General features: G+C 72.3%; 22 protein-coding genes. 11 read left to right on the top strand and 11 right to left on the bottom strand.

Features of this window, described 5'->3' with window-relative positions:
* Positions 1-20 precede the first annotated feature (20 nt).
* Complete coding sequence (locus ABZ924_RS16275) at positions 21-1,472, top strand: LamG-like jellyroll fold domain-containing protein (protein ID WP_361909234.1); 1,452 nt, start codon at positions 21-23, stop codon at positions 1,470-1,472.
* Between the two features lie 96 nt (positions 1,473-1,568).
* On the opposite strand, the gene ABZ924_RS16280 is transcribed toward ABZ924_RS16275, so the two are convergent.
* Together ABZ924_RS16280 and ABZ924_RS16285 are read right to left on the bottom strand one after the other, a co-directional pair.
* Complete coding sequence (locus ABZ924_RS16280; RefSeq protein WP_361909237.1) at positions 1,569-2,216, bottom strand: M23 family metallopeptidase; 648 nt, start codon at positions 2,214-2,216, stop codon at positions 1,569-1,571.
* 475 nt (positions 2,217-2,691) lie between these two features.
* A complete protein-coding gene (locus ABZ924_RS16285) occupies positions 2,692-5,217 on the bottom strand; it encodes an ATP-dependent Clp protease ATP-binding subunit (RefSeq protein ID WP_361909240.1) in 2,526 nt (841 codons plus the stop codon).
* Between the two features lie 451 nt (positions 5,218-5,668).
* Between ABZ924_RS16285 and ABZ924_RS16290 the strand changes: the two genes are divergently transcribed.
* Positions 5,669-6,286 carry an SCO3374 family protein gene (locus ABZ924_RS16290; protein WP_361909243.1) on the top strand — a complete coding sequence of 206 codons (618 nt, stop codon included), beginning with the start codon at positions 5,669-5,671 and terminating at the stop codon, positions 6,284-6,286.
* On the opposite strand, the gene ABZ924_RS16295 is transcribed toward ABZ924_RS16290, so the two are convergent.
* The 7 genes from ABZ924_RS16295 to ABZ924_RS16325 form a co-directional block, all read right to left on the bottom strand.
* Entirely contained in the window at positions 6,265-6,603 is a 339-nt protein-coding gene (locus ABZ924_RS16295) for an Lsr2 family protein (RefSeq protein WP_361909246.1), read from the bottom strand. The genes ABZ924_RS16290 and ABZ924_RS16295 overlap by 22 nt on opposite strands.
* Before the next feature lie 164 nt (positions 6,604-6,767).
* Positions 6,768-7,298, bottom strand: coding sequence for an amino-acid N-acetyltransferase (locus tag ABZ924_RS16300; protein ID WP_361909249.1), 531 nt, complete (start codon positions 7,296-7,298; stop codon positions 6,768-6,770).
* A gap of 9 nt (positions 7,299-7,307) precedes the next feature.
* Positions 7,308-7,841, bottom strand: a complete 534-nt coding sequence (locus ABZ924_RS16305; RefSeq protein WP_361909403.1) for a BlaI/MecI/CopY family transcriptional regulator — start codon at positions 7,839-7,841, stop codon at positions 7,308-7,310.
* A gap of 117 nt (positions 7,842-7,958) precedes the next feature.
* Positions 7,959-8,132, bottom strand: coding sequence for a hypothetical protein (locus tag ABZ924_RS16310; RefSeq protein WP_361909251.1), 174 nt, complete (start codon positions 8,130-8,132; stop codon positions 7,959-7,961).
* Positions 8,133-8,145: 13 nt separating this feature from the next.
* Positions 8,146-8,910 (bottom strand): hypothetical protein, encoded by a 765-nt coding sequence (locus ABZ924_RS16315; RefSeq protein ID WP_361909254.1) that lies wholly within the window; start codon positions 8,908-8,910, stop codon positions 8,146-8,148.
* Positions 8,911-9,257: 347 nt separating this feature from the next.
* Complete coding sequence (locus ABZ924_RS16320) at positions 9,258-9,443, bottom strand: DUF397 domain-containing protein (protein ID WP_361909256.1); 186 nt, start codon at positions 9,441-9,443, stop codon at positions 9,258-9,260.
* Between the two features lie 107 nt (positions 9,444-9,550).
* Complete coding sequence (locus tag ABZ924_RS16325) at positions 9,551-10,666, bottom strand: beta-eliminating lyase-related protein (RefSeq protein WP_361909259.1); 1,116 nt, start codon at positions 10,664-10,666, stop codon at positions 9,551-9,553.
* Between the two features lie 98 nt (positions 10,667-10,764).
* Between ABZ924_RS16325 and ABZ924_RS16330 the strand changes: the two genes are divergently transcribed.
* Genes ABZ924_RS16330 through ABZ924_RS16350 form a run of 5 tightly spaced genes read left to right on the top strand, consistent with a single transcriptional unit; the run spans position 10,765 to position 16,260 of the window.
* A complete protein-coding gene (locus ABZ924_RS16330) occupies positions 10,765-11,739 on the top strand; it encodes a DUF2520 domain-containing protein (protein ID WP_361909261.1) in 975 nt (324 codons plus the stop codon).
* Positions 11,736-12,740, top strand: a complete 1,005-nt coding sequence (gene panC / locus ABZ924_RS16335; protein WP_361909264.1) for a pantoate--beta-alanine ligase — start codon at positions 11,736-11,738, stop codon at positions 12,738-12,740. The genes ABZ924_RS16330 and panC overlap by 4 nt, the downstream gene beginning before the upstream one ends.
* A complete protein-coding gene (locus tag ABZ924_RS16340; protein ID WP_361909266.1) occupies positions 12,737-14,470 on the top strand; it encodes an L-aspartate oxidase in 1,734 nt (577 codons plus the stop codon). The genes panC and ABZ924_RS16340 overlap by 4 nt, the downstream gene beginning before the upstream one ends.
* Entirely contained in the window at positions 14,467-15,447 is a 981-nt protein-coding gene (nadC, locus tag ABZ924_RS16345; protein WP_361909269.1) for a carboxylating nicotinate-nucleotide diphosphorylase, read from the top strand. The genes ABZ924_RS16340 and nadC overlap by 4 nt, the downstream gene beginning before the upstream one ends.
* 3 nt (positions 15,448-15,450) lie before the next feature.
* Complete coding sequence (locus ABZ924_RS16350; protein ID WP_361909271.1) at positions 15,451-16,260, top strand: type III pantothenate kinase; 810 nt, start codon at positions 15,451-15,453, stop codon at positions 16,258-16,260.
* Positions 16,261-16,281: 21 nt separating this feature from the next.
* On the opposite strand, the gene ABZ924_RS16355 is transcribed toward ABZ924_RS16350, so the two are convergent.
* Complete coding sequence (locus ABZ924_RS16355; RefSeq protein ID WP_361909274.1) at positions 16,282-16,491, bottom strand: hypothetical protein; 210 nt, start codon at positions 16,489-16,491, stop codon at positions 16,282-16,284.
* Between the two features lie 201 nt (positions 16,492-16,692).
* Here ABZ924_RS16355 and ABZ924_RS16360 point away from each other — a divergent pair, with 201 nt between their 5' ends.
* From ABZ924_RS16360 to ABZ924_RS16370, 3 genes are all read left to right on the top strand, one after another.
* Complete coding sequence (locus ABZ924_RS16360; RefSeq protein WP_361909277.1) at positions 16,693-17,091, top strand: peptidoglycan-binding domain-containing protein; 399 nt, start codon at positions 16,693-16,695, stop codon at positions 17,089-17,091.
* An 84-nt stretch (positions 17,092-17,175) separates the two neighbouring features.
* Entirely contained in the window at positions 17,176-18,297 is a 1,122-nt protein-coding gene (locus tag ABZ924_RS16365) for a DUF5937 family protein (protein WP_361909280.1), read from the top strand.
* Between the two features lie 186 nt (positions 18,298-18,483).
* Complete coding sequence (locus ABZ924_RS16370) at positions 18,484-20,040, top strand: M28 family metallopeptidase (RefSeq protein ID WP_361909282.1); 1,557 nt, start codon at positions 18,484-18,486, stop codon at positions 20,038-20,040.
* Between the two features lie 328 nt (positions 20,041-20,368).
* Here ABZ924_RS16370 and ABZ924_RS16375 read toward each other — a convergent pair whose 3' ends face one another.
* Positions 20,369-21,355, bottom strand: coding sequence for an SAM-dependent methyltransferase (locus ABZ924_RS16375; protein ID WP_361909285.1), 987 nt, complete (start codon positions 21,353-21,355; stop codon positions 20,369-20,371).
* A gap of 107 nt (positions 21,356-21,462) precedes the next feature.
* Between ABZ924_RS16375 and ABZ924_RS16380 the strand changes: the two genes are divergently transcribed.
* Entirely contained in the window at positions 21,463-22,662 is a 1,200-nt protein-coding gene (locus ABZ924_RS16380; protein ID WP_361909406.1) for a sensor histidine kinase, read from the top strand.
* Positions 22,663-22,666 lie beyond the last annotated feature (4 nt).

Below are 22,666 nucleotides of genomic sequence, written 5' to 3' on the forward strand. Positions count from 1 at the left end.
GGTGTTTTAGCATCCGTGACATGACCGACGGTAAGAATCCCCCGACCAGCCCGCAGCCCGAGCCCGCCCCGGGGAACGGCGGCTACGGGTTCCCGCCGGTCCCGCCGGCACCCGGCGGCTACGGCTACCCCGGCCCCCCCGCCCCGGGCGGCGCCTTCGGCCCCGCCCCGACCCCGCCCCCGCCCGGCGCACCCGGCAACCCCGCACCCGGCGCCCCCGCGCAGCCGGGCTACGGCTACCCGCAGCCGGGCCAGCCGAACCCGTACCAGCAGGGCGCCCCGGCCCCCGGCACCCCGGGCGCTCCCGCCCCGGGCGCTCCCGCCGCCCCGGGCCCCGGCGCTCCCGCCCCCGGCACCCCCGCCCCGGGCCCCGGCACCCCGCCCGCGCCCCCCGCCCCCTTCCAGCAGAACCCCAACGTCCCCCCGGCCCAGTGGCCCCCGGCGGGCCTCCCGGTCCAGGACACCCCGATGCAGCCCGGTCCCCCCGGGGCTCCCGGGGCCCCCGGCCTGCCCGGAAACCAGCCCCCCGGCGCCTTCCTGCCGCCCCCGCCCGTATCCGACCAGCCCGACTGGGAGGCCATGGCCGACCGCTCGGCGGCCGAGCGGCGCAAGAAGAAGCTGTGGATGATCGGCGGCGGCGTGACGGTCCTGGCGCTGCTCGCCGCAGGCGGAACGTTCTTCCTCCTGGGCGGCGAGGACGGCGACGAGAACGAGGCGACGAACAACAAGCCTTCCGCCCCCGCCTCCACGCCCGCGTCGCCCTCCCCCAGTGGCTCCAAGAGCAAGGCCCCGGTCGACAACACCCCGACCGTCAAGGACGACCCGACCCAGATCCGCGACCGCGCCGGCAAGGCGCCGCTGAAGATGGGCGCCGACGCCGGGGTGTTCCCCATCGACAAGCGCTTCGAGATCCGGACCAAGGGCAGCGAGAACTCGTACGCCGAATCCGAGAAGCGCGTGGTCGACACGTCCAAGAGCTTCACCGTCTCGGCCCGCGTCTGGAACCGCTCCCCCAAGGGCCGGCAGATCGCCGTCAGCCAGGGCAACGAGAAGTCGTTCTCGTTCGAACTGGGCCTGGACCAGGTGAACGGGAAGCCGGCCTGGATCTTCCGCGTCCAGACCGGCGACCAGGGCGCCGATGCGACGACGCAGGTCGTCAGCGGCGAGAGCCCCAAGATGGAGAAGACGTTCGCGGAGCTGACGGCGACGTACGACGCCGAGCGCAAGCTCATCGCGCTGTACGTGAACGGCAAGAAGGCCGGCGAGACCGCGGTCTCCGGCATCTACCAGGCGCAGGGCCCGCTCCAGCTGGCCCGCTCCCGCCACGAGGACAAGTGGACCGCCGCGTGGAGCGGTGCCATGGACACCATCCACACCTACGACGTGGCCCTCTCCCCCGCCCAGATCGACGCCCTCAAGTCGGGCAAGGTCGACCCGTCGACGAAGCCGACGGGGGCATGGCTGCTGTTCTAGGTGCTCCAAGCCGACAGGGGCGTGGCTGAAGAGCCACGCCCCTGTCGGGCAAACACGAACCATCCCAGCCGGAACAGATCAGATCAACGGAACAGATCAGATGGTGACCCCGGCCGCCCGGAGGAAGGTCACCGGGTTCACGGCCGAGCCGTAGTTCGGGGTGGTCCGGATCTCGAAGTGCAGGTGGGGGCCGGTCGAGTTGCCGGTGTTGCCGGACAGCCCGATCAGGGCGCCCTTGTCGACCTTCTGGCCGATCGAGACCTTGATCTTCGACAGGTGCGCGTACTGCGAGTACGTGTTGTCCGCGTGCTTGATCACGATGGCGTTGCCGTACGCCGGGCCGTCACCCGCACCGTTGGGGCCGGCCTTGACGACGACGCCGTCGTGCACGGCCTTGACCGGGGTGCCGACGGGGCAGGCGAAGTCCTGGCCCGAGTGCTTGTGGGACCACAGGGTGCCGCCCTTGCCGAACGTCGCCGACAGCGTGTACACGGCGACCGGCTTCTGCCACGTCACGGCGGCGGCCTTGGCGGCGGCCTGCGCGGCAGCGGCCTGCGCCGCGGACGCCTGAGCGGCGGCCTGCGCGGCGACCAGCTCGGCGGTGCCGGTCAGGACGGTCTGGGGGGCCTCGTCGGCGAAGGCGGCGGTCGTCCCGGCTCCGAGAGCCAGGGCGGCGCCGAGGGCGGTGGCGCCGATGGCGATACGGGTGCGGCGGGTGCGGACGGTGACGCGCTTCGCGGACATGAACGGACCTCCGAGGCCGGGGACTGGGGCGCTGTGGGCCTCGTGCGCCGGTCTCGGGCAAGAAGCCACCCGGCACGTTGGAGAGCGAATGCCGGGCTTGCCCAACCTTGGTAACCCGTGCCCCCGCCCATCCCCAAACCTCCCTTTTACTACCGGCGCTCGTAGCCCACCACGGTGTGACGCATCCGGTTGACCACCCCACTCCCACACCGGTACCAGGCACAACGAGCACCCCCCACCCCCACCCCCCGACCCCCCAAAACGGACAATAGGGACATCACATCTACGAAATCCCATAGGAGGTCCGTTTTGCCCTGTGCGGCTTGTCACCGCCCTCCCCTCCCTCTCCCCCTCCTCCTGTGGCGGGACGGCTGCGCCCCAGCCCCCGCGACCGACCCACGCAAAAAAAGGGGCGGCCCCGGAACCAGATGGTTCCGGGGCCGCCCCTTGCCTCGCCGGCTAAGCCGGCCATGCCTTACGCACCCTTGCTCAGGTCCGGGCCCGAGCCCGAGGCCTCGATCGGCGGGAGGTCCGGCAGGGCCGACTTCTCCTCGCCGCGGAAGGTGAACTTGGCCTCTTCGCCCTCACCCTCCTTGCCGACGACCACGATGTGACCGGGGCGCAGCTCGCCGAAGAGGATCTTCTCCGACAGGATGTCCTCGATCTCGCGCTGGATGGTCCGGCGCAGCGGGCGGGCGCCCAGGATCGGGTCGTAGCCCCGCTTGGCGAGCAGGAGCTTGGCGTCGCCGCTCAGCTCGATGCCCATGTCGCGGTCCTTCAGGCGCTCGTCGACCTTGGCGATCATCAGGTCGACGATCTGGATGATGTCGTCCTGCGACAGCTGGTGGAAGACGACCGTGTCGTCGACGCGGTTGAGGAACTCCGGCCGGAAGTGCTGCTTGAGCTCTTCGTTGACCTTGGCCTTCATCCGCTCGTAGCCGGTCTTGACGTCGCCCTGGGCGGCGAAGCCCAGGTTGAAGCCCTTCGAGATGTCCCGGGTACCCAGGTTGGTCGTCATGATGATGACCGTGTTCTTGAAGTCCACGACCCGGCCCTGGGAGTCGGTCAGGCGACCGTCCTCCAGGATCTGGAGAAGGGAATTGAAGATATCCGGGTGGGCCTTCTCGACCTCGTCGAAGAGGACGACGGAGAACGGCTTGCGGCGCACCTTCTCGGTGAGCTGGCCGCCCTCTTCGTAGCCCACGTAGCCGGGGGGCGAACCGAAGAGGCGGGAAACCGTGTGCTTCTCGCTGAACTCCGACATGTCGAGGGAGATCAGCGCGTCCTCGTCGCCGAAGAGGAATTCGGCGAGCGTCTTGGAGAGCTCGGTCTTACCGACACCGGACGGGCCGGCGAAGATGAACGAGCCACCGGGGCGCTTCGGGTCCTTCAGACCGGCCCGCGTACGGCGGATGGCCTGGGAAAGGGCCTTGATGGCGTCCTTCTGACCGATGACGCGCTTGTGCAGCTCGTCCTCCATGCGGAGCAGTCGGCTGGACTCCTCCTCGGTCAGCTTGAAGACCGGGATGCCGGTCGCGGTCGCGAGGACCTCGGCGATGAGCTCGCCGTCGACCTCGGCGACGACGTCCATGTCGCCGGCCTTCCATTCCTTCTCGCGCTTGGCCTTCGCCGCCAGCAGCTGCTTCTCCTTGTCGCGGAGGGAAGCCGCCTTCTCGAAGTCCTGGGAGTCGATGGCCGACTCCTTGTCGCGGCGGACGCCCGCGATCTTCTCGTCGAACTCGCGGAGGTCCGGCGGCGCGGTCATCCGGCGGATGCGCATCCGGGAGCCGGCCTCGTCGATCAGGTCGATCGCCTTGTCCGGCAGGAAGCGGTCCGAGATGTACCGGTCGGCCAGGGTGGCCGCCTGCACGAGGGCCTCGTCCGTGATGGAGACGCGGTGGTGGGCCTCGTAGCGGTCGCGCAGGCCCTTGAGGATCTCGATGGTGTGCGGGAGCGAGGGCTCGGCGACCTGGATCGGCTGGAAGCGGCGCTCCAGGGCCGCGTCCTTCTCCAGGTGCTTGCGGTACTCGTCCAGCGTGGTGGCACCGATGGTCTGGAGCTCACCGCGGGCCAGCATCGGCTTCAGGATCGAGGCCGCGTCGATGGCGCCTTCCGCGGCACCCGCACCGACCAGCGTGTGGAGCTCGTCGATGAACAGGATGATGTCGCCGCGGGTGCGGATCTCCTTGAGGACCTTCTTCAGCCGCTCCTCGAAGTCACCGCGGTAGCGGGAACCGGCGACGAGCGCGCCCAGGTCGAGGGTGTAGAGGTGCTTGTCCTTGAGGGTCTCGGGCACCTCGCCCTTGACGATGGCCTGGGCCAGGCCTTCGACGACGGCGGTCTTGCCGACGCCGGGCTCGCCGATGAGGACCGGGTTGTTCTTGGTACGGCGGGACAGCACCTGCATGACCCGCTCGATCTCCTTCTCGCGCCCGATGACCGGGTCGAGCTTGGATTCGCGGGCCGCCTGGGTGAGGTTGCGGCCGAACTGGTCCAGGACGAGCGAGGTCGAGGGGGTGCCCTCGGCCGGGCCGCCTGCCGTGGCCGACTCCTTGCCTCCGCCGGAGTAGCCCGAGAGCAGCTGGATGACCTGCTGACGGACCCGGTTGAGATCGGCGCCCAGCTTCACCAGGACCTGGGCGGCGACGCCCTCGCCCTCGCGGATCAGGCCGAGAAGGATGTGCTCGGTGCCGATGTAGTTGTGGCCGAGCTGGAGGGCCTCTCGGAGCGAAAGCTCCAGGACCTTCTTCGCCCGCGGGGTGAAGGGGATGTGCCCGGACGGGGCCTGCTGGCCCTGGCCGATGATCTCCTCGACCTGCTGGCGAACAGCCTCGAGCGAAATCCCGAGGCTCTCCAGGGCCTTAGCGGCGACACCCTCACCCTCGTGGATCAAGCCCAGGAGGATGTGCTCGGTGCCGATGTAGTTGTGGTTGAGCATCCGGGCTTCTTCCTGAGCCAGGACGACAACCCGCCGCGCGCGGTCGGTGAACCTCTCGAACATCGTTATTCGCTCCTCAGAGCGGTCGGGCAGTTCGGGGTCGGTCCCCGCCCTGTCCTTCCGCATGCTAGTCCCGCGGGGCGGGACAGCTCATTCCAACTGCCGACATCCGTCCGCGGCTCACCCCCATGTCCGTGGGGAAAACCGGCTTCAACAGCCGACAACTGCTCCAACCCGATGGTGCGAGACGATGTTCCCGCAGGCCAGGCAGATACCCGTCACAGGTGTACGCCGATGGCGAACGGGAGCAGCTCAAATCAGCGTGTCGCCCCGATCCACTAGGAATGTCTTACCCGTAAGCAGTGACAGTCCATGCCGTCGGCACCGCCTCCCTCCGCTACGGGCGAACACGATTCCGTCCCGAATGTGGGACTCCACCTCGACGGACGTTTACGTTCCGCAATGATGCGGGTGCACTGCGTAACTCGAGGGTCCGTTCCGAGTTGCTCCCGACATGGCAGCCACCGACACCGTCGTGTTCCCCTCGCCCCGCGTCCCCGTCGAGGGATCCGGTTCCGGGGGGCCGGGAGGTCCGTACGCGTCCTGGTACGAGGAGGTGCTCGGCTGGACCGTTGCGGGCGGTCCGCCGCCGCAGCTGGTCACGGGGACGCGGTTCGACGTGTTCGAGCTGCCGGCCGACGCGGGCACGGCCCTGATGCGCCGGCGCGTCGCCACGGGTCCGGTGGCGGTCATGGGGCGCAGGATGCGGTTCCTGGTGGCCGCGGGGAGCGCGGAGGAGCTGCCGGGGCTGCTCGACTGGCTCGAGTGGGGCGGGGTCGCCCTGGACCTCACGGCCGTCGGCGAGGGCGGCCGGATCACGGCCCCGGCCCCTCCCGGCCGGGAGGACCTGCAGGAAAGTCCCCGGGGGGCCGCCGTGTGGCTGCGACCCCCCGAGCCGGGGTGCGAGGCACTGCTGCCCGCCCTGCCCGGCTTCGGGCAGGGCGGCGGGTCCCGACGGGAGGCCGTCGGGCCCGATCTCGTACGCCTGGTCGCGGCGGCGGCCACCGAGTGCCACCGGGCGCGCCTTCGGCGGCGTACGCCCCTGGGGGGTCAGCCCTTGGCGTTCTCGTAGGCCTCGCGGATCTCCGCCGGGACGCGCCCGCGGTCGTTGACGTTCATCCCCTGAGCCTTGGCCCACGCGCGGATCTCTGCGGTGTCCGGGTTGCCGGAGCTCGCAGTGGCGCGGCCCTTGGCACGGCCCGCGGCGGCACGGCCACCGGTGCGGCGGCCGCCCTTGGTGTACGGCTCGAGCAGACCACGGAGCTTTTCCGCGTTGGCGGTGGTGAGGTCGATCTCGTAGGTCTTGCCATCCAGAGCGAACGTCACGGTCTCGTCCGCCTCGCCACCGTCGAGGTCGTCGACAAGAAGGACCTGAACCTTCTGTGCCACCGGATTTCCTTTCATCGAAAAGCAGTACGCGGAAAGGAAACCGCTTTTGCCTGGAAAACACAAACCCCCCGGGAGAGGTTCAGGACCGCAACGAGGAGGGAAACGTACGCGATTCGGACATAGGCCACAGGTGCGTGGAGCCCGGGAAAAGCCGCCGTGATCGTTCAGAGGTGCAGAAGCATCCGGCTGTTGCCCAAGGTGTTCGGCTTCACTCGTTCGAGACCGAGGAACTCGGCGACGCCCTCGTCATAGGAACGCAGGAGCTCCATGTACACATCGGTCTCGACCGGGGTCTCGCCGATCTCGACGAAGCCGTGCTTGGCGAAGAAGTCCACTTCGAAGGTCAGGCAGAAAACCCTGCGGACCCCGAGCTCGCGGGCGGTGGCCAACAACTGGCGCAGGAGCTGATGGCCGACTCCCGCGCCCTTCAACTCGCGGTCGACGGCGAGAGTACGGACTTCGGCGAGGTCTTCCCACATCACGTGGAGAGCTCCGCAGCCCACCACCTGGCCGTCGGAGACCCGTTCCGCGACCCAGAACTCCTGGATGTCCTCGTAAAGGGTCACGGGGGCTTTGTCGAGGAGGATCCGCTGCTGCACGTACTGGTCGAGCAGTCGGCGGAGCTCGCGAACATCACCGGTACGGGCACGGCGGATGGTCACCGTTTTTGCAGGTGCAGCGGAAATCTCGGCCATGCCCGGACGCTATCGCCCCGGTCCGGGCCGGCGCCCGGCGGAGTCCCCTTCCGGGGGAAGGGTCCCGGAAGGGGCTTCCGGGGCGGCTTCGGGGGAAGCGGCTTGCGAGGCTTCTGCAGTGGCTTCTGGAGTGCCTTCCCCGGCGGCTTCCGTGGACGGTGCGGAGTCGGGTGATGACTCGTCGTCGTGCTGGACGATGCGGATGGCGTCGCGAAGGGCTTCGCGCTGTTCCGCGGACATCATGCCGAAGAAGGCCACGAGGGCGGCCGCGGGGTTGTCGCTCGTCGACCAGGCTTCGTTCATCAGTGCGGCCGAGTAGGCGGCTCGGGTGGAGACCGCCGTATATCGATAGGCCCGGCCTTCGGCTTCCCGGCGGACCCAGCCCTTCTGATGGAGATTGTCCATAACCGTCATGACCGTGGTGTAGGCGATGGACCGTTCCTGCTGGAGGTCTTCCAGGACTTCCCGAACCGTGACCGGGCGGTTCCACTGCCACACCCTCGTCATGACGGCGTCTTCGAGTTCTCCCAAGGGGCGAGGCACAAACAGCACGATAGTGCCGGTTGTGCCGAATTGCCCGGCTCATCGCCCGGCAACGCGCAACAAAAATCGGGCGTACGGCTCGAAAGCCGCACGCCCGTCGGGCATTGCCCCGTCGTACTACGAGCGGGGCGTGCTCTGCCGGGTGGCCTCGGCGCTGGAGAGCACGGCGTCGACCGCCGCGTCCTCCTTGGCCTTGTTGGCACCGCCCTGGCTCTTCACGATCGTCACCACGAGGCCGATGAAGAACGCGGCCATCACGACGGGGGGAACGAGCGCGGAAACGTAGTCCATGCCCACAGCGTAGCTACCCGGCCGCCAGCCCTGCCGCCGGGGGCGGAGCCGGCTTGCGGCGCGGCGGGAACACCTCGCCGGGGGTCGGGACGGGGCGGGAGGGTGCCGGGCCCGGCTTTGGGGTCGGGGCCGGGGCCGGGGGCTGCTTCGGGGAGGGAGTGCGGCCCGGAGTCGGGCCGGTGGGGCCCGGGGTCGGGCGGCGCTCGGGGGCGGCGGCCGCCGACGCCGTCGCGGGGATGCGGCCGCCCGGGTGGCGGGGGAGGCCGAGGAGGCCCGGGCGGGGCTCCTCGCGGCCGCCGGGCAGGGCCAGCAGGCGGGTGCGGGGGGCCGGGGGGCAGGTCGCCGGCCGGGCAGTGCCTGCGCCCACGCGGCCGGCTGCCAAACGGCGTCTGAGTGAGCGTTCCGCCAGGGCCTGGGCCCGCTCCAGCAGCGCCGCCGCGACCGGGTTCGCACGCAGGGCGCGCAGCGCCGCGAGGTCGTCGGGCGCGGGCTCGTAGCCGGCGGCCAGGGCGTCCTGGAACAGCTCCAGGTAGCCGGCGAGGCTGCCGGGCAGGGCGCTGCGGTAGCGGGCGAGGTCGGCGAGGAGGAACGCTCTGAGCCGTGCCGCCTCCTGGGCGGCGTCGTCCACGGACTGGGCCAGGTGCAGGCAGTCCTGGACCTCTGCGGCCGTCAGGGGGGCCGTGGAGGACTGGAGGGCGGCGGCGAGGGTGCGCCTGAGCACGCGCAGTTCGGCGGCGCTGAACGCCATGCCGCCGCGGGATCCGTATGGCGTGGGCATGCGCCGAAGATACGCGCTAATCGGACAAAATCCCCTGACCGTGGCCTTACCGGCGCGGCGGGGGGCGTGCCTGGCGGTGCCGGGTTCCGGGGCCCGGGTCTCCGGGTGCCGCTGCGCGGAGCTTCTCCCCGCCCCGCCCTTTCTCCGTATCCTGGGGCTCCGCCCCGGACCCGGGTCGCCTCAAACGCCGGCGGGGCTGGAAGAGCGGGGCTCCGCCCCGGACCCCGGTCGCCTCAAACGCCGGCGCGGCTGGAGGAGCCGGGCTCTGCCCCGGACCCCGGTCGCCTCAAGCGCCGGCGCGGCTTGAAGGTCGCCTCAAGCGCCGGCGGGGCGGGGTTGGGGGTTCGTCAGCCGGTTTTCTTTACCGCTTCCAGGAAGTCCGTCCAGGCCGTCTGGGTCGTGGCCAGGATGAGGTGGGCCGGGTCGGCGCGGTCGGCGACCCGGACCAGGTGGCCGGGGGCCGCCGCCACGTAGACGCAGGCGTCGCCCTCGAGGCAGTACGAGGACTTCTTCCAGGCGGGGTGAGCGGTCATGGTGTCTCTCCTCCGAGGGACGGGCTGGTACTTCCCGTGGTGGGACGGTAACCCCGGGGCGCCGGGGAGTCGGCCACTTCGGCCGAATTCGGTGCGTCGGGGTCGCGTCAAAGGCGGGCGGTGAAGGCTGCCACGGACTTCGCGACGTCCTCGGCGGTCCAGGTCAGGGCCGGCTCGGCGACCGTGACCTCGGTGACCGCCAGGCCCGGCACGGGACCCGGCGACCAGGTGCGGAACAGGACGGTGCCGGTCTCCTCCGCGAGGCGGATCCCGGCCTCCGTCAGCCGGGCCGGCTCGTACGGCAGCCACACCTGGAACTGGTGCGTGTGCGGGACCTCCGGGTGGATCCGGGACCACGGGATCCCGGCCGCGGCGAAGCCCTCGGCCAGGGCCTCCGCCACCACCCGCGCGTGCGCCACGTACGAGGGCAGCAGCGGCAGCTCCCGCTCCAGCCCGGCCAGCGCCGACAGGGCCTGCGGGAACTGGCGGAAGACCTGCCCGCCGTAGCGGTGCCGCCAGACCCTGGCCTCCTCGACCAGGGCGGCCGGTCCGGCCAGGGCGGCCCCGCTGAGGCCGCCGAGCGACTTGTAGAACGAGACGTAGACGGAGTCCGCGAGCCCGGCGATCTCCGGCAGGGTCCGGCCGAAGTGGACGGTGGACTCCCACAGCCGGGCCCCGTCGAAGTGGACCACCGCGTCGCGCTCCCGGGCCGCCGAGACGAGCTGCTCCAGCTCCTCCCACGAGGGGAGCAGGAAGCCCGCGTCGCGCAGCGGGAGCTCCAGCATCAGGGTGCCGAAGAGCTCGGCCAGCTCGGCGACCTCCTCGGGCGTCGGCTGGCGCGGCTCCCGCGTCGGGTGGACCGTGCGCAGGCCGGAGACCACGGGCAGCGCGCCGCCCTCCCACAGCTCGGGGTGGCTGCGCGGGTGCAGGGCGACCAGCGGGTTCCCGGTGCGGCCGGCCCAGCAGCGCAGGGCGATCTGCTGGGCCATGGTGCCCGAGGGGAAGAAGGCGGCGTCCTGCGTGCCCAGCAGCTCGGCGACCCGCTCCTCGAGCCGGGTCACGACCCCGTCGCCGTACAGGTCGGCCGGCTCGTCGGGGTCGGGTGCGGCCAGTCCCGCCAGCAGCTCGCCGACGGTGGCCTCGCGCACGCCGCGCCACAGGGTGCGCTCGGCCCTGCGGGCCGCCTCCACCAGCCGGTTCGCCCGTTCGATGTCGTCCGTCATGACCCAGATCATCGCTGATCGCCGTCTTCGCCCAGGGGCTAGCATGGCGGCGTATCGTCCGGTACCCCCCGCGGACTGGAACGGAAGGCCCTTCCCGCGTGAACGCACCCCATCAGACGGAACCCCGGGATCCGTCCGCCCGACCCGCCCGGCTGACCGTCGGCGTCGTCGGGGCCGGCCGGGTCGGCCCCGCGCTGGCGCGCGCCCTGCAGCTGGCCGGCCACCGCCCGGTTGCCGTCTCCGGCGTCTCCGACGCCTCCCGCCGGCGTGCGGAGCGGATGCTGCCCGACGTGCCGCTCGTCACCCCGGCGCAGGTGCTCGAGCGGGCCGACCTGGTGCTGCTGACCGTGCCCGACGACGCACTGCCCGCGCTGGTGCAGGGGCTCGCCGACACGGGGGCCGTGCGGCCCGGGCAGCTGCTCGTGCACACCTCCGGCCGGTACGGGGCCGGGGTGCTGGACCCGGCCCGGCGCGCGGGCGCGCTGCCGCTGGCGCTGCATCCCGCGATGACGTTCACCGGCACCGAGGTCGACGTGCAGCGCCTGGCCGGCTGCTCCTTCGGCGTGACGGCCCCCGAGGAGCTCCGGCTGGCCGCGGAGGCGCTGGTCATCGAGATGGGCGGGGAGCCCGAGTGGATCGCCGAGGACGCCCGCCCGCTGTACCACGCGGCCCTGGCCCTCGGCGCGAACCACCTGGTCACCCTGGTCGCCCAGGCGATGGAGCTGCTGCACAAGGCGGGCGTCGGGCACCCCGACCGGATGCTCGGCCCACTGCTGGGCGCGGCCCTGGACAACGCCCTGCGCTCCGGTGACGCGGCACTGACCGGCCCGGTGGCCCGCGGCGACGCGGGCACGGTCGCGGCGCACGTGACGGAGCTGCGCAAGCACGCACCGGGCACGGTCGCCGGGTACCTGGCGATGGCCCGCACCACCGCGGACCGGGCGCTCGCGCACGGCCTGCTCAAGCCGGAGCTCGCCGAGGACCTGCTCGGGGTCCTGGCGGACACTGCGGACGGCGTGGACACTGCGCCCGGAGACGGCGCGGACGGCGCCGGAAGGAGCGACGGCCGGTGAGCCACGAGCTGCTGCTGATCGACACCGCGGAGGAGCTGGCCAAGCTCCCGCGCTCGGGTTCCGGGCCGCGCGCCGTCGTGATGACGATGGGCGCCCTGCACGAGGGGCACGCCACGCTGGTCCGTGCGGCGCGGGCGCAGGCGGGCCCCGAGGGGCAGGTCGTGGTGACCGTGTTCGTCAACCCGCTGCAGTTCGGGGCGAACGAGGACCTCGACCGCTATCCGCGCACCCTCGACGCCGACCTGGAGATCGCCCGCGCGGCGGGCGCCGACGCCGTGTTCGCGCCGGCCGTCGAGGAGGTCTACCCCGGCGGCGACCCGCAGGTCCGCATCAGCGCCGGCCCGATGGGCACCCGCCTGGAGGGCGCGACCCGGCCCGGGCACTTCGACGGGATGCTGACCGTCGTGGCCAAGCTGCTCCACCTGACCCGGCCCGACGTGGCGCTGTACGGGCAGAAGGACGCCCAGCAGCTGGCGCTGATCAGGCGGATGGTGACCGACCTGAACTTCCCGGTCGAGGTGGTCGGCGTACCGACCGTCCGCGAGGAGGACGGGCTCGCACTGTCCTCCCGCAACCGCTACCTGTCCGCCCCGGAGCGGCGCACCGCGCTGGCCCTGTCGCGCGCCCTGTTCGCGGGCCGGGACCGGCTCGCCGCGCAGGCCGCGCTGCGGGCCCGGGCCGAGGCCAACCCGGCCAGCGACGAGCGGGCGAGCGCCCTGGCGCGGCTCGGGGAGATCCGGGCCTCGGCGGACGCGCACGCCGTGTCCGCCGCCGGGACCGGGCTGCCGGACGCCGTACGGGCCGCGGCCCGGCACGTCCTGGAGGAGGCGGGCCGGCACGAGCCGCCCCTGGTCCTGGACTACCTCGCCCTGGTGGACCCGCAGGACTTCACCGACGTCGGCCCCGACTTCACCGGACGGGCCGTGCTGGCCGTCGCAGCGAAGGTCGGCTCGACGCGGCTGATCGACAACATCCCATTGGAGTTCGGAGCACACTCGTGAGCACCCCAGGCACAGGCACCGCCGGTACCGGCATACGGCTGCACGCCCCCGCCCCCGGCTGGGCCGTCGAAGCCGACGTCGTGGTCGTCGGCTCCGGCGTGGCGGGCCTGACCGCCGCCCTGCGCTGCGCCGCCGCGGGCCGCCGTACGGTCGTGGTCACCAAGGCCCGGCTGGACGACGGCTCGACGCGCTGGGCGCAGGGCGGGATCGCCGCGGCCCTCGGCGAGGGCGACACCCCCGAGCAGCACCTGGACGACACCCTGGTCGCGGGCGCCGGCCTGTGCGACGAGGCGGCGGTCCGGCTGCTGGTGACCGAGGGGCCGGACGCGGTGCGCCGGCTGATCGACACGGGGGCGGTCTTCGACACCTCCGCCGAGACCGGCGAGATCGAGCTGACCCGCGAGGGCGGCCACCACCGGCGCCGCATCGCGCACGCCGGCGGTGATGCGACGGGCGCGGAGATCTCCCGCGCGCTGGTCGAGGCGGTGCAGGCCGCCGGGATCCGTACGGTGGAGAACGCGCTGGTCCTGGACCTGCTGCAGGACGCCGACGGCCGCACGGCCGGCGTCACGCTGCACGTGATGGGCGAGGGCCAGCACGACGGCGTCGGCGCCGTCCACGCGCCGGCCGTGATCCTGGCGACCGGCGGCATGGGGCAGGTGTTCTCCGCGACCACGAACCCGTCGGTGTCCACCGGCGACGGCGTGGCGCTCGCGCTGCGCGCCGGGGCCGAGGTCTCGGACCTGGAGTTCGTGCAGTTCCACCCGACGGTGCTGTTCCTGGGCCCGGACGCGGAGGGCCAGCAGCCGCTGGTGTCGGAGGCGGTCCGCGGCGAGGGCGCGCACCTGGTCGACGCGGACGGCGTCCGCTTCATGCTGGGCGCGCACGAGCTGGCCGAGCTGGCCCCGCGCGACATCGTCGCCAAGGGCATCATGCGCCGCATGCAGGAGCAGGGCGCGCAGCACATGTACCTGGACGCCCGCCACTTCGGCGCCGAGATGTGGGAGCAGCGCTTCCCGACCATCCTGGCCGCCTGCCGGGCGCACGGCATCGACCCGGTGACCGAGCCGATCCCGGTGGCCCCTGCCGCGCACTACGCGTCCGGCGGTGTCCGCACCGACCTGCACGGGCGGACCACGGTTCCGGGCCTGTACGCGTGCGGTGAGGTCGCCTGCACCGGTGTACACGGCGCGAACCGGCTGGCGTCCAACTCCCTGCTGGAGGGCCTGGTCTTCGCCGAGCGGATCGCCGAGGACATCGTCCGCAGCGCCGCGTCGGGCAGCGGCCCGGGCATACCGGTCCCGTCGACCGGCCCCCTGCAGCCCGCCGAGGCGCGGTACGAGGTCCAGCGCATCATGACGCAGGGCGCGGGCGTGCTCCGCTCGGCCGCGTCCCTGCGGGAGGCCGCGGCCGCCCTGGAGGACCTGTACGCGACGGCCCTGACCGCCCTGGAGACCGAAGGCAAGACGGCCGTGCCGGGCACCGAGACCTGGGAGGCCACCAACCTGCTGTGCGTGGCCCGGGTGCTGGTCGCCGCCGCCCTGCGGCGCGAGGAGACCCGCGGCTGCCACTGGCGCGAGGACTTCCCCGACCGCGACGACGCCGCCTGGCGCCGCCACCTCGTCGTCCGGCTGTCCGCCACCGAGCGGCGGGCCCTGGTCGTCACCCCCACCGACACCGCGGACCTCCCGTCCGTACAGCACCCCCTGAGCCAGGAGCAGTCATCGTGAGCACCCCCGAACTCCCCCTGATCGACCAGACCGAAGGCGGCTGCGGCGACGACTGCGGCTGCGGCGACGGCGAGCAGAGCGGCCTGGACCCGGCGCTCGCCCAGCTGCTGGCCGACGCCGGGCTCGACCCCGTCGAGGTCGAGGACATCGCGCACATGGCGCTGGCCGAGGACCTCGACGGCGGCGAGGACGTGACCACCGTCGCGACCGTCCCCGAGGAGGCCGAGGCCATCGCGGACTTCGTGGCCCGCGAGGACGGCGTCGTGGCCGGTCTGCGGATCGCCGAGGCCGTGTTCTCGGTGGTGTGCACCGAGGCCTTCGAGGTGGAGCGGCACGCCGAGGACGGCGACAGCGTCAAGAAGGGCGAGGTGCTGCTGTCGGTGCGGGCCCGCACCCGCGACCTGCTGACCGCCGAGCGCAGCGCGCTGAACATCGTGTGCCGGCTGTCCGGCATCGCGACGGCGACCCGCCGCTGGGCGGACGCGCTGGAGGGCACCAAGGCCAAGGTCCGCGACACCCGCAAGACGACCCCGGGCCTGCGCTCGCTGGAGAAGTACGCGGTGCGCTGCGGCGGCGGCGTGAACCACCGCATGTCCCTGTCGGACGCGGCGCTGGTCAAGGACAACCACGTGGTGGCGGCCGGCGGGGTCGCGCAGGCGTTCCGGGCCGTGCGCGAGGCGTTCCCGCAGCTGCCGATCGAGGTCGAGGTCGACACCCTGCACCAGGCGCGCGAGGTCATGGACGCCGGGGCCGACCTGATCCTCCTGGACAACTTCACGCCGATGGAGACCGAGGAGGCCGTGATCCTGAACCGGGAGCACAACAAGGGCCGGGCGATCCTGGAGTCCTCGGGCCGCCTGACGCTGGAGAACGCGCGGGCGTACGCCGAGACGGGCGTGGACTTCCTGGCCGTCGGCGCGCTCACCCACTCCTCGCCCATCCTGGACATCGGCCTCGACCTGCGCGAGGCGGTGTAACCGGTGCTGCTCACCATCGACGTCGGCAACACGCACACGGTGCTCGGCCTGTTCGACCGCGACGAGATCGTCGAACACTGGCGCATCTCGACCGACCCGCGGCGCACGGCCGACGAGATGGCCGTCCTGATGCAGGGCCTGATGGGCATGCACCCGATGCTCGGCAGCGAGCTGGGCGACGGCATCCACGGCATCGCGATCTGCTCGACGGTGCCGTCGGTCCTGCACGAGCTGCGCGAGGTGACGCGCCGCTACTACGGCGACGTGCCGGCGGTGCTGGTCGAGCCGGGCATCAAGACGGGCGTGCCGATCCTGATGGACAACCCCAAGGAGGTCGGCGCGGACCGCATCATCAACGCGGTCGCGGCGGTCGAGCTCTACGGCGGGCCGGCGATCGTGGTCGACTTCGGTACGGCGACCACGTTCGACGCGGTGTCCGCGAAGGGCGAGTACGTGGGCGGGGTGATCTCCCCGGGCATCGAGATCTCGATGGAGGCCCTCGGCGTACGGGGCGCGCAGCTGCGCAAGATCGAGCTCGCCCGGCCGCGGCACGTGATCGGCAAGTCGACGGTCGAGGCGATGCAGTCGGGCGTGGTGTACGGGTTCGCGGGGCAGGTCGACGGGGTCGTCACCCGCATGGCCCGGGAGCTGGCCGGCCCGCACGGCGACCCGGACGACGTCCGCGTCATCGCCACCGGCGGTCTGGCGCCGATGGTGCTGGGCGAGTCGTCGGTGATAGACGACCACGAGCCGTGGCTCACGCTGATCGGGCTGCGCCTGGTGTACGAGCGCAACGCGCCGAACTTCGCTTGAGGTGCTCCGGCCCGGGCCCTTTCAGCAGGGCCGGGGCCGGGTGAGCAGGCGGCGGAGGGCGGCGCGCCAGGGGTGGTGGGCCGCCCGCCCGTCCAGGACCGCCCGGAACTGCTCGTAGGTGCGGGCCGCGCGCAGGACGGCGACGTCGTCACGGCCCGGCGGCGGGGGCATCGGGTCACCGTGCTGGGAGGCCCGGTAGGTGTCGATGAGGTACTGCTCGATCGCTGTCATGCCTCCACCCTGAACCCTGTGGCGGCGAGCCGCTCGTCGATTGACGTGCAGCGTCAATCGACGCCCTGACCTGCAAGGAATGGTTTCTTCGAACAACCGGGAACCGGGCGTGAGCGGACCGCCGTCCCCGTTGATGATCAACACTGGGCGGCCACGAGCCGCACAGCACGACCATCAACGGGGATTTACATGATCAAGAAGATGGCAGTCCGCGCCGGCGTCCTGGCGGCGACCGCCGCACTCGCCGCAGCTGGCCTGGCCGGCACGGCGCAGGCCTCCACCGGCGCCTCCTACGTCGGCCGCGGCTACGCCGAGCAGGGCGACGGCGTCTGGTGCGTCCAGCACCTCGCCAACGACCTCGCCCGCCAGCGCGGCCGCGCCACCGTCAAGGAGGACGGCTACTGGGGCCCGAAGACCGAGGCCCAGGTCCGCTGGTTCCAGGGGCAGTTCTCGCTCAACGCCGACGGGATCGTCGGCCCGAAGACCGGCGACCACCTGCTGCTGTGGGGCAACTGGCCCTACGGCGGCAACGGCGACTGCATGAGCAAGATCCCGAGCAGCACCGACCACTTCGACATCCCGCACACCCGTCTGGACTGAGTAAGTGCGGCGGGGCGGCACATCCGGTGCCGCCCCGCCGCGGCGGTACACCCCGTCGCGGCGCTCACCGGCCAGAATGGCCCGATGAGCGTCACGATCGACATCGCCGGGCTCCCCGACGAGAGCATCACCTTCGCGCCCTCTCCGCTCGCCGAGCTCTGCATGACCCTGCACGCGCTCTCGCAGCCCGCCCACCACCCCGGCCTCGCCTCCTGGACCACCGCCACCGCGGCCTCCCTCGACCCGTGCCTCGCGGACCGGCTGCTGGAGGGCGACTTCATGTGGCGCTCCTCCTTCGCCGACATCTTCATGCCCTTCGCCGGGGTCCCCGGCGGCACCGGCCGGCCCGCCCCGACGCTGGCCGAGGAGCTCGACGTACTCGACCGGCTGGACGACGAGCGGTTCGTGATGGCCGCCCTGGAGCACTGCTGGCTGGCCCTGTACAACGAGGGCGGCGGGCCGTCCCCGCTGACCGACGCGGGCGCCCGCGCCAAGGTGCTGGAGACCGCCGCCGCCCGCGGGCCCGGCCGGCTGGAGTTCTCCCGGCGGCTCCTGGACGACACCGCGGCCGTACGGGTGTGGATGCGGCGGCTGCTGGAGGACTGCGACGAGGCCTTCTTCGGCGAGACCTGGCGGCGCATCGAGCCCGAGCAGAGCGCGGACGCCCGGCACAAGACCGAGGTGCTGCGGCGCAAGGGGCTGCCCGCCGTCCTCAAGGAGGTCTCCACCGCCCTCGGCGTCGACGAGGCGCGCACCGTCATCACCGTCGACAAGCTGGTCACCGGGCAGGCCACCGCGACCGACCCCGAGATAGGCCCCGGCCTCGTCTTCGTGCCGACGCACTTCGGCTGGCCGCACCTGCTGGTGCTGCACGCCCCCGGCTGGCGGCCCGTGGTCCACTACCCGCTGCGCTCCCCCGAACTGCCCTCGTCCGGTTCGGTGGAACTGCTCCAGCGGCGGATGGAGGCCCTGGCCCACCCGATGCGGATGATGCTGTGCCGCAGCCTGGCCCGCGCGCCGTACACCACGAGCGAGCTGGCCACCGTACTCGGGATCACCCCGCCGGAGGTCTCCCGGCACCTGTCGGTGCTGAAGAAGGCGGGCCTGCTGCACACGCGGCGTCAGGGCCGCTACGCCCAGCACCAGTTGGACCTGGGCGTGGTCGCCCGGATCGGCCCCGATTTCATAGAAGGCATCCTGCGCTAGGCCGGAACACCGGAGTTGGCCGGATTCCGACGGCGCGTACGCACCGATATACGGAATTCACGAACCGGAATCAGTTCAAGGTCTGGCCAGATCCGCCCGCAGGTCTATACCGTGCGTCCACCACTCCCCCCACGTACCGCGCATCGCTTCCGTCTGCCAGCTCGCACCTGTCGTGGAAGGACCTTCATGCCGTCACGCCGTATAGCCGCCGCAACCGCCGCCCTCGCGGTCGCCGCCCTCGTCTCCCCGCTGCTGCTGGCCGGGCCGGCCGGCGCCACGGGCAGTCCGCAGAGCGACGCCGCCCGGGGCGACGCCCTGGCCAGGAAGCTGGTCAAGGACTCCACCGGCAAAGGCGCCAACAACCACCTGAAGGTCTTCCAGTCCATCGCCGACTACAACAACGGCACGCGCGTGGCGGGTTCGAAGGGCCACGTGCAGTCCGCCCAGTACGTCGAGGCGGTGCTGAAGGCCGCCGGGTACAAGGTCTCCCGCAACGAGTTCGAGTTCGTGTACGTGGAGACGATCGCCGAGACGCTGAAGGTGAACGGCGCGAGCGGGCGGGACGTCCCGATCAAGCTGATGACGTACACCGCGAGCGGCCCGGCGAACGGGGTGACGGCGCAGATCGCCGCCGTCCCGGTCGACGCGGACAACACCACCGGCTGCCAGCCGGAGGACTTCGCGGCGGGCGCCTTCACCGGGAAGATCGCGCTGATCCGGCGCGGCGGCTGCACCTTCGCGGTCAAGCAGGCCAACGCGGCGGCGGCCGGCGCCGTCGGGGCGGTCATCTACAACAACACCGACGGCGCCCTGAACGGCACCCTGGGCGACGCCAACGCCGGGAAGATCCCGACCGGCGGCATCACCAAGGCAGAGGGCGAGAAGCTCGCCGCCGAGGCCGCGGCCGGGCCGGTCGAGGTCACCCTGGACATCCGCGAGTTCCGCGAGAACCGCAAGACGTTCAACGTGATCGCGGAGACGCAAGGAGGCGACGAGAACAACACGGTGTTCCTCGGCGCGCACCTGGACTCGGTCGCCGCCGGCCCCGGCATCAACGACAACGGCTCGGGGTCGGCCGGCATCCTCCAGGTCGCACAGCGGCTCGCGGGCGACCAGAAGAAGATCAAGAACAAGGTGAAGTTCGCCTGGTGGTCGGCGGAGGAGTTCGGCCTGCTCGGCTCCGAGGCGTACGTGGGCGGGCTCACGGACGCACAGAAGAAGCAGATCAAGCTCTACCTGAACTTCGACATGATCGCCTCGCCGAACGCGGCGTACTTCGTCTACGACGGCGACGACTCCGACCACGTCGGCTCGGGCCCCGGCCCCGAGGGCTCAGCCCAGCTGGAGAAGGGCATCACCGACTTCCTCGACGCGCAGGGCATCCCGCACGAGGGCTCGGACTTCACCGGCCGCTCCGACTACGGGCCGTTCATCGAGGCGGGCATTCCGTCGGGCGGCACCGACACCGGGGCCGAGGGCATCAAGACGGCGGCGCAGGCGGTGAAGTTCGGCGGTGAGGCGGGTGTCGCGTACGACGTGAACTACCACGGCAAGGGCGACACGATCGCGAACATCAACCAGAAGGCGCTGGACATCAACGTCGACGTCATCGCCAACGCGGTGGGCCACTACGCGTGGGACCTGGCTCCGCTGGCCCGCCCGGTCGTCTCCGCCCCGACGGGCGGCTCCGCCGGCAGCGGCGGCGGCCTCCGCGAGGGCCACGCCCACGAGTCCACGGAGTAACCGTCCCGGGCCCCGCCCCACGCCATCACCGTGCCGGCGGGGCCCGGCCGACCCGCCGCTGCGCGGGGCCTGTCCCCTCCCCGCCCCTTCTCCCCCGGCTACCGCTGGGAGGTGCCCCCAGAAACCGGGTCCTGCGGCCCCGGCCCCCGCTCCGCCTCAATCGCCGGCGCGGCTCAAAGATTCGGGGCTCCGCCCCCGGACCCCCGAATCTTTGAGCCCCGCCGGCGATTGAGGCGTTTCTGGGGGCACCTCCCAGCGGTAGCCGGGGGAGAAGGGGCGGGGTGGGGGAACGGCTCCGCGCAGCGGAAACCGGCGGCGACGGCCGCGGTCAGAGGGGCCAGGCGGGGATACCGCCGACGCCCTCGGCCAGCCAGAGGAAGTCGCCCAGGCCACCGCGGGCGGTGAGTTCCGCGGCTTCGCCGGCCGACGCGAGGGCGCGGACGTAGGCCGCGGGATCCGCCGAGGCGAGGGACAGCGGCGGTCGGGCCCCCGAGACGCCGAGCGCCCCCAGGGCATCGCGCTGCGTCAGCAGCACGGCCCCCGCCCCCGCGCAGGAATCCAGCGCCACGTGCGCCGTGACGTCACAGCTCCCGTCCGGCACGGGCGCCACCTCCCGCCCCTCCCGAAACCCGGTCAGGGTGCCGTACACCGGCCGCCCACCGGCCAGGGTGTGGGCGTAGTCCACCGCCACCGCCAGACCCCGGTCCACGGTGGCGACGGCCGCCGCCCACGCCTCGTCCCGGGCCCGCCCGATCTCGGCCCGGCCGGCCCCCGGCCACCACCGCTCCACCCAGGCCCGGTCGGCGCCGGACAACACCTCGCCCGGGCTCTCGCTCCCGTCGGCGGCGACCAGCACGTACCGCCCGCCCTCCGCCACGTCCAGCGGCACGTTGTCCAGCCACTCGTTCGCGAACAGCAGCCCCACCGCCCCAGCGGGCGGCTCCGCCACCCACCGGATCCGCGGGTCCAGCCCGTCGGGCCGCGCCGCCTTCTCCACCGCGTACGCCCGCACCCGCTCCGCCGTCCGCGCCGGCAGCGCCGCCAGCACCCCGGCGGCCAGCTCCCCGCGCCCGGCCCCGACGTCGACGAAGTCCAGCCCTTCCGGGTGCCCGAGCTGCGCGTCCACCCGGCACAGCAGCCGCGCGACCGCGCCCGCGTACAGCGCCGAGGCGTGCACGGACGTGCGGAAGTGCCCGGCGGGCCCCGGGCCGCCGGGGCGCACGTAGAAGCCGCCGGGCCCGTACAGCGCCGTCTCCATCGCCGTCCGCCAGCGGACCGGCTGCCCGTCTTCACCCTGAGTGCCCTGCGTGCTCATCCCCCACAGGCTAAGCTCGCCCTCCACCTTGCGGAGTACACCCCCGGATGACGGATCGCCCCTGTGGTTGACTCCAGCACCTTTCTCCCTTGCCTACTCTGGGTTACGTGCAGCGCCTCTACGACTTCCTCCGCAGACACCCGACGGGCGTCGACACCTTCTGGGCTGTCCTCCTGTGCGGGATCGCGATGCTGGAGGTCACCGGCAGGGGGGTCGGCGCGGCCCCCAAGCTGCTCGCCGTGCCGTCGGTGCTCGCGATGGGCGCCGTCGTCTCGCTGCGCCGCAAGTGGACGCGGCCGATGTTCTGGACCGCGGTCGGCACCGGGGTCTACCAGCTGCTGACCGGCACCGAGGCCCATACGGCCGACTTCGGCATGCTGATGATCCTCTACACGGTGGCGGCCTCGGCCGAGGTCTCGCGCCGGTTCTCCCGTACCGCGTTCGCCATCGGAATGACCGCATCCCCCCTGTACGCCCTGCGTTTCCACGTGGACAAGGGCGACACCACGGACAACGTCTTCTTCACGCTCTTCGCGATCGTCCCCTTCGCCCTGGCCTGGGTGCTGGGCGACTCCCTGCGCACCCGCCGCGCGTACTACGCCCAGCTCGTGGAGCGCAACCAGCGCCTGGAGAAGGAGCGCGAGGCGCAGGCCAAGGTGGCCGTCGCCGCCGAGCGCGCCCGGATCGCCCGCGAGCTGCACGACGTGGTCGCGCACAACGTCTCGGTGATGGTGGTGCAGGCGGACGGGGCCGCGTACGTGATGGACGTGGCGCCGGAACAGGCCAAGGAGGCCCTGCAGACCATTTCCGGCACCGGCCGGCAGGCGCTGGCCGAGATGCGCCGCCTGCTGGGCGTGCTGCGCACCGGGGAGCCGCAGGAGTCCGAGGACTACGTGCCGCAGCCGGACGTCGAGCAGATCGAGGTGCTCGTGGAGCAGGTGCGGGCGGCCGGCCTCACCGTGGAGTTCGAGGTCGAGGGCGCGCCCCGCAAGCTGCCCAGCGGCGTTGAGCTGACCGCGTACCGGATCGTGCAGGAGGCGCTGACGAACACGCGCAAGCACGGCGGCCCGGACGCCAAGGCGAGCGTCCGGCTGGTCTACTTCGACGACGGGCTCGGCCTGCTCGTCGAGGACGACGGCCGGGGCGCGGCCCACGAGCTGTACGAGGACGGCGGCGCGGACGGCGCCGGGCACGGGCTGATCGGCATGCGGGAGCGGGTCGGTATGGTCGGCGGAACCCTGGACGCGGGCCCGCGCCCGGGCGGAGGCTTCAGGATCAGCGCTCTGCTCCCCCTCAAGAAGAAATGACGAG

It is taken from the genome of Streptomyces sp. NPDC046876 (assembly GCF_040645035.1).
Taxonomy (GTDB): domain Bacteria; phylum Actinomycetota; class Actinomycetes; order Streptomycetales; family Streptomycetaceae; genus Streptomyces.